Below are 12,736 nucleotides of genomic sequence, written 5' to 3'. Positions count from 1 at the left end.
GATGATTAGTCCACAAACAGGGTGGCGGGTTGTTCGAGCAGGCCACGCAGGGCCTGGATGAATTGCGCCGCGTCCATGCCGTCGACTACCCGGTGATCGAAGGAGCTGGAGAGGTTCATCATCTTGCGGATCACGATCTGGCCCTTGATCACCATGGGCCGTTCGACGATTTTGTTCACGCCGACAATCGCCACTTCCGGCAGGTTCAGCACCGGCGTGCTGACGATGCCGCCGAGCGCTCCGAGGCTGGTCAGGGTGATGGTCGAACCGGACAGCTCATCGCGACTGGCCTTGCCCGTGCGGGCTGCCGTGGCCAGGCGGGAGATTTCCGTCGCGCTGTCCCACAGGCTACGGGCTTCGGCGTGACGCACCACCGGCACCATCAGGCCGACGTCGCTCTGGGTGGCGACGCCCACATGCACCGCGCCTGAGCGGTGGATGACCTGGGCTTCGTCGTCGTAGCGGGCGTTCATCTGCGGGAAATCGCGCAGGGCCACGACCAACGCGCGGACCAGGAACGGCAGCAAGGTCAGCTTGCCGCGACTGGCGCCGTGTTTTTCATTCAAGTGGACCCGCAGCTCTTCCAGGGCCGTGACGTCGATTTCCTCGACGTAGCTGAAGTGAGCGGCGCGCTGGGTCGCTTCCTGCATGCGCTGGGCGATCTTGCGACGCATGCCGATCACCGGGATCTGCTGCTCGTCGTGGCGCTCGGCATAACCCGAACCGCCCTTGGCCTGGGTCGACGGACCTTGGGCCAGATAGGCTTCCAGGTCCTCGTGCAGGACCCGCCCGGCGGGGCCGCTGCCCTGGACCAGACGCAATTGAATGCCCAGGTCCAGCGCGTGTTTGCGCACGGCCGGCGAGGCCAGTGGACGCTCGTCGGGATCGCGGGCCACCGGGGCTTGCGGAGCCGGGCGGGGCACGGCGGTTTTTTCCAGCACCGGTTCAGGCGTGGCCACGGGTGCCGGCTTCGGTGCCTGCGCAGCCGCCGCAACGGGAGCCGGTTGGGCCGACTCTTTCAAGTTACCCGCACCTTCGACTTCAATGCGGATCAGTTCGCTGCCCACCGCCATGACTTCACCGGGCTCGCCACCCAAGGCGATGACCCGGCCATGCACCGGCGAGGGGATGTCGACCATGGCCTTGTCGGTCATGACATCGGCCAGTACCTGGTCTTCGACCACCATGTCGCCGACCTTGACGTGCCACACCGACAGCTCAACTTCCGCGATGCCTTCGCCGATGTCCGGCATCTTGATAACGTGCGTGCCCATTCAGACCTCCATGACCCGTTTCAACGCCGCGCCCACACGGGACGGCCCTGGGAAATACGCCCACTCCTGCGCGTGCGGGTAGGGGGTGTCCCAACCAGTAACACGCTCGATGGGCGCTTCCAGGTGGTGGAAGCAGTGTTCTTGGACCAACGCCACCAGCTCGGCGCCGAAACCGCAGGTGCGGGTGGCTTCGTGGACGACCACGCAGCGACCGGTCTTCTTCACGGATTTGACGATGGTCTCCAGGTCCAGCGGCCAGAGGCTGCGCAGGTCGATGACTTCAGCGTCGATACCGGTTTCCTCGGCGGCGACCTGGGACACATAGACCGTGGTGCCGTAGGTGAGGATGGTCACGTCCTTGCCCGGACGGGTAATGGCGGCGACGTCCAGTGGCACGGTGTAGTAGCCGTCCGGCACTTGCGCCGAGGGGTGTTTCGACCACGGCGTTACCGGGCGGTCGTGGTGGCCGTCGAACGGGCCGTTATACAGGCGCTTGGGTTCGAGGAAGATCACCGGGTCATCGTTTTCGATGGAGGCGATCAGCAGGCCCTTGGCGTCATAGGGGTTGGACGGCATGACGGTGCGCAGGCCGCAGACCTGGGTGAACATCGCTTCGATGCTCTGGCTGTGGGTCTGGCCACCATAGATACCGCCGCCGCAGGGCATGCGCAGGGTCATCGGCGCGGTGAACTCGCCGGCCGAGCGATAGCGCAGGCGCGCGGCTTCGGAAATGATCTGGTCCGAGGCTGGGTAGACGTAGTCGGCGAACTGGATCTCGGCCACCGGGCGCAGGCCGTAGGCGCCCATGCCCACCGCCACGCCGACGATGCCGCTTTCGGAAATCGGTGCGTCGAACACCCGCGAGGTGCCGTACTTGTTCTGCAGGCCTTCGGTGCAGCGGAACACGCCGCCGAAGTAACCCACGTCCTGGCCGAACACCACGACGTTGTCATCGCGTTCGAGCATCACGTCCATGGCCGAGCGCAGGGCCTGGATCATGGTCATGGTGGTAGTGGTCATGGCGGTGTCCAACGCAATATTGTTGTTGTGATCGTTCATGTCAGATCCCCAACTGCTGACGCTGGCGCTTCAAGTGCTCCGGCATCTCTTTGTAGACGTCTTCGAACATGGTCGCGGCGCTTGGAATCTGCCCGCCGGCGAGGGTGCCGTACTGCTCGGCCTCTTTCTGCGCGGCGATCACCTCGGCTTCCAGTTCAGCGGTCACTGCCGCATGTTCCTCTTCGGACCACTGGCCGATCTTCACCATGTGCTGCTTGAGGCGCGCAATTGGATCGCCCAGCGGGAAGTGGCTCCAGTCGTCGGCGGGACGGTATTTCGAAGGGTCGTCCGAAGTGGAGTGCGGGCCGGCGCGGTAGGTGACCCATTCGATCAGCGCCGGGCCGAGGTTGCGGCGGGCGCGTTCGGCGGCCCAGCGCGAGGCGGCGTAGACCGCCATGAAATCGTTGCCATCCACGCGCAGGGAGGCGATGCCGCAACCGACGCCGCGTCCGGCGAAGGTCGTGGCTTCACCGCCGGCAATGGCCTGGAAGGTGGAGATTGCCCATTGGTTGTTGACCACGTTGAGGATCACCGGCGCGCGGTAGACGTGGGCGAAGGTGAGGGCGGTGTGGAAGTCCGATTCGGCGGTGGCGCCGTCACCGATCCAGGCCGAGGCGATCTTGGTATCGCCTTTGATCGCCGAGGCCATGCCCCAGCCCACGCCCTGGATGAACTGCGTGGCGAGGTTGCCGGAAATGGTGAAGAAACCGGCGTCCTTGACCGAGTACATGATCGGCAACTGCCGGCCCTTGAGCGGATCGCGCTCGTTGGACAGCAGTTGGCAGATCAGGTCCACCAGCGGCACCTCGCGGGCCATCAGGATGCTTTGCTGGCGGTAGGTGGGGAAGCACATGTCGTCGATGTTCAACGCCAGGGCCTGGGCGCTGCCGATGGCTTCTTCGCCAAGGCTTTGCATGTAGAACGACATCTTTTTCTGCCGCTGGGCGACCACCATGCGGTTGTCGTAGATGCGCGTCTTGAGCATGGCGCGCATGCCCTTGCGCAGGATCTCGACGGGAATGTCCGCGGCCCAGTCGCCCAAGGCATTGCCCTGGTCGTCGAGCACGCGAATCAGGCCACGGGCCAGGTCGGCGGTGTCGGCGGGTTCCACATCGATGGGAGGTTTGCGCACCGTGCCGGCATCGGACAGATGCAGGTAGGAGAAGTCGGTCTGGCAGCCGGGACGGCCCGAGGGTTCGGGGACGTGCAGGCGTAGCGGTTCGTACGCTGGGTTCATGGCTTTCTACGCTCGATCTTGTGAATTTCTTGTAGTGGGCGCGCTAGCTGACGAATTTCCCCGGGTACGGGAAATTGTCCTACAACAATCATAGGCTCGACGAAGAAGAATATTTTTCTCTGTTCGCTTGCTGTTCAGATCATTTGCAGATAAAAAATCTGCACAACGATAAAAAACAGGATTATTTGTCTCATGCGTAAATTGGATCGCACCGACATCGGCATTCTGAACAGCCTTCAGGAAAACGCCCGCATCACCAACGCCGATCTCGCCCGCTCGGTCAACCTGTCGCCGACCCCGTGCTTCAACCGTGTCCGGGCCATGGAGGAGCTGGGGGTGATCCGCGAGCAAGTCACGCTGCTGGACGCCGACCTGCTGGGGTTGCACGTCAACGTGTTCATCCATGTGAGTTTGGAGAAACAGGTGGAAGAGGCGCTGCAGCACTTTGAAGAGGCGATCTCCGACCGACCGGAGGTGATGGAGTGCTATTTGATGGCGGGCGATCCGGATTACCTGATCCGCGTGCTGGTGCCGACCATCCAGTCGCTGGAGCGGTTCATGATGGACTTTCTGACCAAGGTCCCGGGCGTGGCGAACATCCGCTCCAGCTTTGCCCTCAAGCAGGTGCGCTACAAGACCGCGCTGCCGTTGCCGGCCAATGGGTTGACCCTGGGCACCTGAGGCTCAGGGTTAACACCGGACACTGTGGCGAGGGAGCTTGCTCCCGCTGGACTGCGCAGCAGGCCCATCCTTTATGACGCAGGGCGTCTGCTGCGCAGCCGAGCGGGAGCAAGCTCCCTCGCCACAGGAACCTGTTTGGATGGATTACAGGAGTCGGCACTGCATCGAAAACCCCAGCGCCACCGACTGCCCTTGCTCCAGCAAACGCAAGCCCGGCCGCCCCGGCAGGTGATGGGCGTTGACCGGATGGCTCACCGGTTCGATGCAGAAAAAATCCAGGCCCACGGGGCAGTACAGCAGGAAATAGTCGCTGCCGCTGGCCCGGCATTCCAGCTCATAACCCAGGTCCGGTTGCTGGATCAGACAGTGCCCGTCCCAACCGCCGAAACCGTTGTCGACCAGGGTGTCTGGCAGTAACCGAGCGTGCTGGAAATCCCACTCTGTGGGGATGTCCCTCAGTTGCGTTGGCAGTTTCGAGGCATCGCACAGCCAGACTTCGCTGGCGCGGGCTTGCAAGCGAGTACCGGCGGTGCGCGGAAAATACGGATGCAACCCCAGCCCGTGCCAGGCGGCCTGTTCTGCCATGTGGGTGACGTGCATGGCGATTTGCAACTGACCGCCGCTCAAGCGGATCCGCAGGCTGGCGCAGTAGGCGAATGGGGATTGGCTGTCGAGTTGCAACAAGACTTCCTGGGCACTGTGCTCAGTCACTTGCCACGGTTGTTGCCAGGCGCTGCCATGGATCGGGAATGGATCGTTGGGGCTGTTGGCTTCCAGGGCCAGCCAGCCGCCGGGGCAGTCGAAACCGCCGTTGGCGATCCGGTTCGACCAGGGGATCAACGGGAAGCCGCCGAGTTTGCCGGGTAAACGGTTTTCCAGCGCTTGCGGAGAGGGAGGGCGTAACAGCGGCGCGCCGCTGCTGCGCAGGGTCCAGTCGACGAGGCTGGCGCCCAGGTGCGGGGCGAGGGTGAGGCGGGTGAGTTCGTCTTCGAGGTGCAGAAGAGGCTGCGTCATGGTAGTCGCGTCTGTCGAGTGGGGAAAAAGCTTTTGTGGCGAGGGAGCTTGCTCCCTCGCCACAAGGGGGACTTGCGCGCTTTTGGGGTTACAACACCAGGTGCGGCAGCCACAGCGAGATGGCGGGAACATAAGTCACCAGCAGCAGCACCACGAACAGCATGGCGTAGAACGGCAGCAGCGCCTTGACCGTGCTTTCGATGCTGACCTTGCCGATGGCGGAACCGACGAACAATACCGCGCCTACTGGAGGCGTGATCAGCCCGATGCCCAGGTTCACCAGCATGATCATGCCGAACTGCACCGGGTCCACGCCGATGCCCACGATCACCGGCATCAGGATCGGCGTCAGGATAAGGATCAGCGGCGCCATGTCCATCACGGTGCCCAACAGCAGCAACATCACGTTGATGCACATCAGGATCACGTAGCGGTTGTCCGACAGCGTCAGGAACGCGGTGGTGATCTTCGCCGGGATCTCCATCAGCGTCATGATGTAGCCGAAGCTGGCGGCGAAGCCGATCAGGATCATCACGATGGAGATGGTGCGTACCGTGCGGTGCATCAGTTTCGGCAACTCGCTCCACTTGTAGTCGCGATAGATGCACATGGTCACGAAGAATGCCCACACCACGGCAATCGCAGCCGATTCAGTGGCGGTGAACACACCCGAGAGTATGCCGCCAAGGATGATGAACAGGGTCATCATGCCCCACATGGCTTCCTTGCAGATCTTCAAGGCTTGCTTGAGGGGAATGACTTCGCCCTTGGGGTAATTGCGCTTTTTCGCGAAGACCAGGCACAGCGCCATCAGGCACAGGTTCATCATGATGCCGGGGACGATCCCGGCCATGAACAGCGAACCGATGGAGACGGTGCCGCCAGCGGCGAGGGAGTACAACACCGCGTTGTGGCTGGGCGGTGTCAGCAACGCTTGCACCGAACCACTGACGGTGACCGCGGTGGCGTAATCACGTGGATAGCCCCGGCGTTCCATTTCCGGGATCAGCACCGAACCGACCGAGGCCGTATCGGCCACCGAGGAACCGGAGATTGCGCCAAAAAAGCTCGAGGCCACGAGGTTGACCAATGACAGGCCACCGCGCACAAACCCCACCAGCACACTGGCGAAGGCCACCAGTCGGCGGGACATGCCGCCTTCGGCCATGATCGCGCCAGCCAGCACGAAGAACGGAATGGCCAGCAACGAGAATTTGTTCACGCCGCCCGTGATCTGAATCATCATCGCCTGGAATGGAATATCGATCCACCACGCCCCGATCAGGGCGGCAGCGCCCAACGCGTAGGCGACCGGCATGCCGATCAGGATCAACAACAAAAAACTGCCCAGCAGAATCAGAGCGTCCATTAAACGGCACCTTCGCTTTCTTCGATCAGGTCGAACTGCACGACCCGACGTTGGCTTTGATCACCCAGAAAGAGTTTTTCCAGGACAAAAATCAAGGTCAGGAAACCTCCGACCGGAATCGGCATGTAGGTGATGCCGACGCGCAGGGTGGGAATGGCGCTCATGAATTGATTCCAAGTGGTCATGCACAGCTTGGTGCCCCAGATGGTCATGAAAATGCACACCGCCGCCATCAATAGCTGGGTGAAAATCGACGCCGCGGTGCGCCATTGCGATGGCAGGCGGCTGGTGACCATGTCCACGGCCATGTGCGAGCCGGAGCGGTAGCTGGCGGCGGCACCGATGAAGGTAAACACGATCATCAGCAAGATGGCGGTGGGCTCTGGCCAGCTTGAGCCGGTACCGAGTACATAGCGGGCGAACACGCCCCAGGGAATCATCAGCGCAACGGCGAGGACAGAAAGGCCGGCCACCCAGATGCAGGTCATGTAAATCGTGTCGTTGATACGCAGCAGCAAATTCTTCATCGGGTTCCACCGTAACCGGGCGCGCCTTTTAGCCGCAGGCGCGCCCGGCCTTTTCATGAGTAAAGATTGAAAGGCCTTACTGAACGGCTTCGATACGCTTGATCAGGTCGGCATACGGCGCGCCGTATTTGGCCCGGATCGGTGCGGTGGCGTCGTAGAAGGGTTTTTTGTCGAGGGTGATGAACTCGACGCCGGCGGCCTTGAGTTTTTCTTCACTGCTGGCGGACTTCTTGTCCCACAGCACACGCTCTTCAGCCTGGGCGGCCTTGGCGGCTTTCTTCACCATGTCTTGCTGCTCTGGGGTGAGCTTGTTCCAGGTGATTTTCGACATCACGATCGGCTCAGGCAGGATCAGGTGGCCGGTCAGGCTGTAGAACTTGGCGTTCTGGTAGTGGTTGTGTTCGAGCATGGTCGGCGGGTTGTTTTCTGCGCCGTCGATCACGCCGGTCTGCAGGGCGCTGAAGATCTCGCCGGTGTCCATGGCGATGCCGTTGCCGCCCATGGCATTGATGGTCTCGATGAACATCGGGTTGCCCTGCACGCGAATCTTCATGCCCTTGAGGTCTTCGAGCTTGCGCACCGGTTTCTTGGTGTAGAGGTTGCGCGTGCCGCCGTCCATCCAGGCCAGGGCCACCAGGCCGAATTCGGAGTTGGTGATCCGGTCGAGGATCGCATCGCCGACTTCACCATCGATGACGGCGCGCATGTGGGCCTGGTCGCGGAAAATGAACGGCATGTTGAACACGTTCACGTCCGGCACCACAGGGCCGACGATACCCAGGCTGACACGGGACATCTGGATCGCGCCGGCTTGCATCTGCTCGATCACTTCTTTTTCAGAACCCAGTACGCCGCCCGGGAAATACTTGAATTTCAGTTCGCCGTTGCTCTCTTTTTCCAGGGTTTTACCCATGGATTCCTCGGCGACCACGGTTGGGTAGCCCTTGGGGTGGATGTCGGCGATCTTGATGTCGAGGGCATGGGCCGCCTGCGCCAGGAAGGCCAGGGGCAGGGCTGCGATCAGAAGGGTGCGTTTGAAATTCATGGTCAATCTCCAGTGTTGTTGTTTTTATGTCTATCGATGTGAAGCAGCAAAGCAGATCAGTTCGCGGAGTGTTTCCGTCCTCCGAAAGCAGGTTCAGCCAGGCCCTTGACGCCGGGATTGAGGGCGAACACGCCACCGGCCAGGGACTGCGGGTCGTTGTCGTCGCCCGGGCGGATCGAGGTGACGAAGAGGGTGTCGAGGCGACTGCCGCCAAAGGCGCACATGGTCGGTTTCTTCACCGGCACTTGCAGTGAACGGTCAAGACGTCCATCGGGGGTGAAACGGTGAATCAGGCCGACATCGTTGGCGCAGATCCAATAGCAACCGTCGGCATCCACCGCGGCGCCATCCGGGCGACCGGCCAACGGCATCATGTCGACGAACAGCCGCCGGTTGGCCGGCGTGCCGCTGTCGATGTCGTAGTCGAAAGCCCAGATCTGCTGCACCAGGGGGTGTGAATCGGAGAGGTACATCGTGCGTCCGTCCGGGCTGAAGCCCAGGCCATTGGGCACGATGAAACCGCTCAGTTGCGCCTCGACCGGGCTGCGCTGGCCTGCCTCGTAGCGATACATCCGGCCTGCGTCCGCGTTGGCGCCCATGTTCAGCACCATGCTGCCGGCCCAGAAGCGACCCTGGCGGTCACAACGGCCATCGTTGAGGCGCATGTCGGTGCGGCTGTGCTCGACGCTTGCACAGAGCTCGCTGTCGAGGCTGCCGTCGTCATGGGGATGCAGGCGGAAGAAACCGCTTTCCATGCCCGCGACCCAGCCACCGTCCTGATGACGAGCAATGCAGGCGAGCATTTCGGGGGTTTCCCAACCCTGGATTTTTCCGCTGCTGGCATTCCAGCGTTGCAGGCCACCGCTGGGAATGTCCACCCAATACAGGGCGTTTTCCCCGGGGACCCACACCGGGCTTTCCCCGACGGCATTGCGTGCATCGACAATCAATTCGGCTTGCATGGTGATTCCTTTGTGCGTGTGTATCCCATGAAATACAGCGAATCAGTCGTCGAACGGGCCGGCCGCCACAAAGGCGCCACCCTGGTAAACCATGGCCGGGTCATCGGCGGCCGGCATCGGCTGCGCTTCGACCTTGGCGCGAAAAATTTCCGAGGTGTCCTTGGGCTGGTAGCCCAGGTGCGCGGCGTGGCTGTTGTCCCACCAGACGTCGCGGTTGGCGGAGACGCCGTAGACCACGGTGTGGCCGACTTTCGGGGTGTAGAGCGAGCATTCGATCAGCTGGATGAGGTCGTCGAAGCTCAGCCAGGTGCTCATCATCCGGCGGTTCTGCGGTTCCGGGAACGACGAGCCGATGCGGATGCTGACGGTCTCGATGCCGTAGCGATCGAAGTAGAAGTTGGCCACGTCTTCGCCGTAGGACTTGGACAGGCCGTAGTAGCCATCCGGGCGGCGAGGGCAGAGGGCGTCGAGGGTCTGGTCCTGTTTGTAGAAACCGATAACGTGGTTGGAGCTGGCGAAGATCACCCGCTTGACGCCATGTTTGCGGGCGGCTTCATAAATGTGAAAGACGCCGCTGATGTTGGCGCCGAGGATTTCTTCGAATGGACGCTCCACCGAAACACCGCCGAAGTGCAGGATGGCATCGACGCCTTCGACCAGTTGATGCACGGCCTGCTTGTCCGACAGGTCGCACGGCACCACTTCTTCGCTTTCGTCGATGGCCGGGGCCATGTTGGCGATGTCCGACAGACGAATGTGGCGAGCGAAAGGCTTGAGGCGTTCGCGCAAGACTTTGCCAAGGCCGCCAGCGGCGCCGGTCAATAGGAGGCGATTGAAGGGATGGCGAATCTGTGTCTTGGTCATGGCATTACCTGAGCAAACTATGAGAGGTACAGTTGTTATAAGTTGTCGTACGACCGAGAGGGAATATCCTTATCCTTCCGTTACCTTGTCAACGTTTGATCGACGAACCGCTCTGGATCGGCGTCCCTGCCGCAGGTTGCCATGGGATGCGCTCATGGCAATGGATCCTGGTATTACAGAAGCGAGAATGGATAGTTGATGAATATGCGGTTCTCATCGAACTCGTTGGTGCTGTAGTCCCGACGAATCGATGCGTTACGCCATTTCACGTTGAGGCTCTTCAGCGCGCCGCTTTGCACGGTGTAGGCCAGTTCGGTTTCACGGCCCCATTCCTTGCCGTCGTCAACGGTGGCGGTGTGCACGTTGTCGCCGCTGATGTAACGGTTCATCAGGGTCAGGCCCGGCACGCCGACGGCGGCGAAGTTGAAGTCGTGGCGCACTTGCCAGGATTTTTCCTTGGCGTTGTCGTAGCTGGAGTTGTAGCTGTCGTTGGCCAGGGTGCCGCCGCTGGTGCCGTTGACGCGCATCCAGGCATCATCGCCGCCGACTTTCTGCAGGCCGACGTAGAAAGTGTTGCCGCCGTATTTGGCCGAGAGCATGGCGAATGCGGTTTTGTTGTCCAGGTCGCCGGCCAGGGCGCTGCCGTCTTCCTTGCCGATGAAGTAACCGAGGTTGGCGCCCAGGGTCCAGTCGCCCATGGGCTGGCTGTGGGTCAGGTTGAAATATTGCTGCTGGTAGATGTCGGACAGTTCCGAGTACCAGACGCCGACCTGGGTGCGTTTTTCGTTGAAGGCGTATTCACCGCCGCCGAAGTTGAAACGGTCGGAGGTGAACGCGCCGCGGCCGTTCATCGACATGTCTTCCATGCTCGCGTCGTTGCGCGGGCTGTTGGCGCGGAACTGGCCGCCATAGAGGGTCAGGCCGTTGATTTCGGTGGAGGTCACCTGGCCGCCGCGGAAGGTTTGCGGCAGGGAGCGGCCATCGTCGGAACGCAGGATCGGCAGCACCGGCATCCATTCACCGACCTTCAGTTCGGTCTTCGACACCTTGGCCTTGAGGGCGACGCCCAAACGGCCGAAATCGTCAGCCGGGCGACCGTCATCGTGTACTGGCAGCAGTTGCGTACCGGTCGTGCCACGGCCACCGTCGAGCTTGACCGAGTACAGGCCCAGCACGTCCACGCCGAAACCGACCACGCCCTGGGTGAAACCGGACTTGGCGTCGAGGATGAAACTCTGGGTCCATTCCTCGGCTTTGCCCTGGGCATTGTTCGGGTTGGTGAAGTTGCGGTTGAAGTAGGCGTTGCGCAGGTTCAGCGTGGCCTTGGCATCATCGACGAAGCCTTCGGCGTTGGCGGTGGTGGGCACAAGCGCGGCAAGGCTGCTGCAACCGAGCAGGAGCAGGGCGGGGCTGGTATTGAGAAGGGTACGGCGGTTTGGACGGCGGTCGGGCGAAAAACGGACACGTGTGCTCACTGTGACGCTCCTACTTTTTGTTGTTTTTATTTGTCATACGTCGTCGTACAACATGGAGGAGATTATTTGGAAGCCGCTCCCCATTGTCAACTGGCCATTATCGGAATTATCCAAGTTGGGAGTGCTTCAAAATGAGGCGTTTCAATGCTTGCCACCGATCGAGGTCAAGATCGCAGGCTGTGCTGCCGGGCAAATCCGTGGCTTGAGAATAGCGATGAGGGCGCTTGGTTGTGCGATGACTGGTCTAAGACATTAGTCGAATGTTGGCGATTGGAAGGCTCAAGCGGGCTTTTGTGGCGAGGGAGCTTGCTCCCGCTGGACTGCGAAGCAGGCCCCGGTTTTCTGTTCAACGCAGAAGTTTTGGGGGCGGCTTCGCCACCCAGCGGGAGCAAGCTCCCTCGCCACAGGTTTTGTGTTAACCCAGGCTCCCAGTCTAAAAGGGGGGCGTGTTTATCCAGATGTAGGACCGTTCGGGATCGGGCTACGTTGTCTTGCGCCGTTGCCTACAACTGCGCCAGAATCCGCCGGCTTGTGCGCCTTCGGGTCGGGCTCTATCGTTTCCGGGTCGCTGATTGAATCAGTGATCGGGTTTGGTAGCCCGGCTTTTGACTTGACGCATAGCCCTTTGCAGCAGAGGCCTTTTGGCATCTGTTTTTATGGCGGTCATGCGCAGGGCGTCTTCGGACGCGCCGGTTCTCCAAGTCACCGGTCTACCAACCCGCGTATGGCCGCCACCCTTCGTTTGGTAGCGAGAGTGATGGCTCCACTTTTCGATTTGGAGATTCATCTATGTTCAAAGTAACCCCCAACCCACCGGACACCGATCCATCCAACTCAAAAGCGTTCGACAAAGCCGCCGACCGCATCCTCGACTCCTACCTCAAGCCCAAACCCAGCAAACCCGAGGCCGATCCCGGCCAACTCTTCACCGTCGTCAACGGCGTCGACACCGAAACCCTGCTCGCCAACCTCAGCGAAAACCTCGCCTCGGCCAATGCCATGGTCAGCGACCTGGCCTTCGACCTGGAAGGTTCCAGGCGCCACATTGCCCTGGGTATCCTGCAAGTGATTGAACTGAGCGCAATGCTGGCAAACCGCGCGCTGGACAACGTCGAAGCACGCCAGTCGACATAGCGCATCACCCTGAACAGACACACAGTCAAAATGTGGGAGCGAGCTTGCTCGCGATAGCGGTGGTTCAGCCAATCACAACGTAACTGACCTACCGC

At 61.3% G+C, this 12,736-nt stretch carries 12 protein-coding genes; 2 read left to right on the top strand and 10 right to left on the bottom strand.

All coding sequences use genetic code 11. From position 1 onward, the window contains the following. Nucleotides 1–5: 5 nt before the first annotated feature. The 3 genes from LQ215_RS18335 to LQ215_RS18325 are packed head-to-tail and all read right to left on the bottom strand — an operon-like array spanning nucleotide 6 to nucleotide 3,570. On the bottom strand, nucleotides 6–1,274 hold the full coding sequence (locus LQ215_RS18335; protein WP_230151919.1) for a dihydrolipoamide acetyltransferase family protein: 1,269 nt from the start codon (nucleotides 1,272–1,274) through the stop codon (nucleotides 6–8). Then, entirely contained in the window at nucleotides 1,275–2,333 is a 1,059-nt protein-coding gene (locus tag LQ215_RS18330; protein ID WP_013693602.1) for an alpha-ketoacid dehydrogenase subunit beta, read from the bottom strand. 1 nt (nucleotide 2,334) lies between these two features. Continuing rightward, complete coding sequence (locus tag LQ215_RS18325; protein WP_230151917.1) at nucleotides 2,335–3,570, bottom strand: 3-methyl-2-oxobutanoate dehydrogenase (2-methylpropanoyl-transferring) subunit alpha; 1,236 nt, start codon at nucleotides 3,568–3,570, stop codon at nucleotides 2,335–2,337. A 192-nt stretch (nucleotides 3,571–3,762) separates the two neighbouring features. On the opposite strand from LQ215_RS18325, the gene bkdR reads away from it, so the two are divergent. Further along, the gene (gene bkdR / locus LQ215_RS18320; protein ID WP_003202929.1) at nucleotides 3,763–4,251 is read left to right on the top strand and encodes a Bkd operon transcriptional regulator BkdR; all 489 of its coding nucleotides are present in this window, start codon (nucleotides 3,763–3,765) and stop codon (nucleotides 4,249–4,251) included. Nucleotides 4,252–4,395: 144 nt separating this feature from the next. Here bkdR and LQ215_RS18315 read toward each other — a convergent pair whose 3' ends face one another. The 7 genes from LQ215_RS18315 to LQ215_RS18285 form a co-directional block, all read right to left on the bottom strand. Beyond that, nucleotides 4,396–5,265, bottom strand: coding sequence for an aldose 1-epimerase (locus tag LQ215_RS18315; RefSeq protein WP_230151915.1), 870 nt, complete (start codon nucleotides 5,263–5,265; stop codon nucleotides 4,396–4,398). A gap of 88 nt (nucleotides 5,266–5,353) precedes the next feature. Beyond that, entirely contained in the window at nucleotides 5,354–6,634 is a 1,281-nt protein-coding gene (locus tag LQ215_RS18310; RefSeq protein ID WP_230151914.1) for a TRAP transporter large permease, read from the bottom strand. Then, entirely contained in the window at nucleotides 6,634–7,161 is a 528-nt protein-coding gene (locus LQ215_RS18305) for a TRAP transporter small permease (protein ID WP_230151911.1), read from the bottom strand. The genes LQ215_RS18310 and LQ215_RS18305 overlap by 1 nt, the downstream gene beginning before the upstream one ends. 76 nt (nucleotides 7,162–7,237) lie before the next feature. Then, nucleotides 7,238–8,206 carry a TRAP transporter substrate-binding protein gene (locus tag LQ215_RS18300; protein ID WP_230151908.1) on the bottom strand — a complete coding sequence of 323 codons (969 nt, stop codon included), beginning with the start codon at nucleotides 8,204–8,206 and terminating at the stop codon, nucleotides 7,238–7,240. Between the two features lie 56 nt (nucleotides 8,207–8,262). Further along, a complete protein-coding gene (locus tag LQ215_RS18295; protein ID WP_230151905.1) occupies nucleotides 8,263–9,168 on the bottom strand; it encodes an SMP-30/gluconolactonase/LRE family protein in 906 nt (301 codons plus the stop codon). 42 nt (nucleotides 9,169–9,210) lie between these two features. After that, nucleotides 9,211–10,032, bottom strand: a complete 822-nt coding sequence (locus LQ215_RS18290) for an NAD-dependent epimerase/dehydratase family protein (RefSeq protein WP_230151902.1) — start codon at nucleotides 10,030–10,032, stop codon at nucleotides 9,211–9,213. Between the two features lie 173 nt (nucleotides 10,033–10,205). Continuing rightward, nucleotides 10,206–11,507: an OprD family porin gene (locus LQ215_RS18285; RefSeq protein ID WP_436839587.1), complete on the bottom strand. Its 1,302-nt coding sequence runs from the start codon at nucleotides 11,505–11,507 to the stop codon at nucleotides 10,206–10,208. A 789-nt stretch (nucleotides 11,508–12,296) separates the two neighbouring features. Between LQ215_RS18285 and LQ215_RS18280 the strand changes: the two genes are divergently transcribed. Continuing rightward, entirely contained in the window at nucleotides 12,297–12,641 is a 345-nt protein-coding gene (locus LQ215_RS18280; protein WP_230151899.1) for a DUF6124 family protein, read from the top strand. The last annotated feature ends 95 nt before the right edge of the window (nucleotides 12,642–12,736 follow it).

The sequence above is a fragment of the Pseudomonas brassicacearum genome, from assembly GCF_918698105.1.
Lineage (GTDB): Bacteria > Pseudomonadota > Gammaproteobacteria > Pseudomonadales > Pseudomonadaceae > Aquipseudomonas > Aquipseudomonas brassicacearum_F.
The sequence above is the reverse complement of the archived record's forward strand: the minus strand, read 5'-3'. Positions and strand labels throughout refer to the sequence as shown.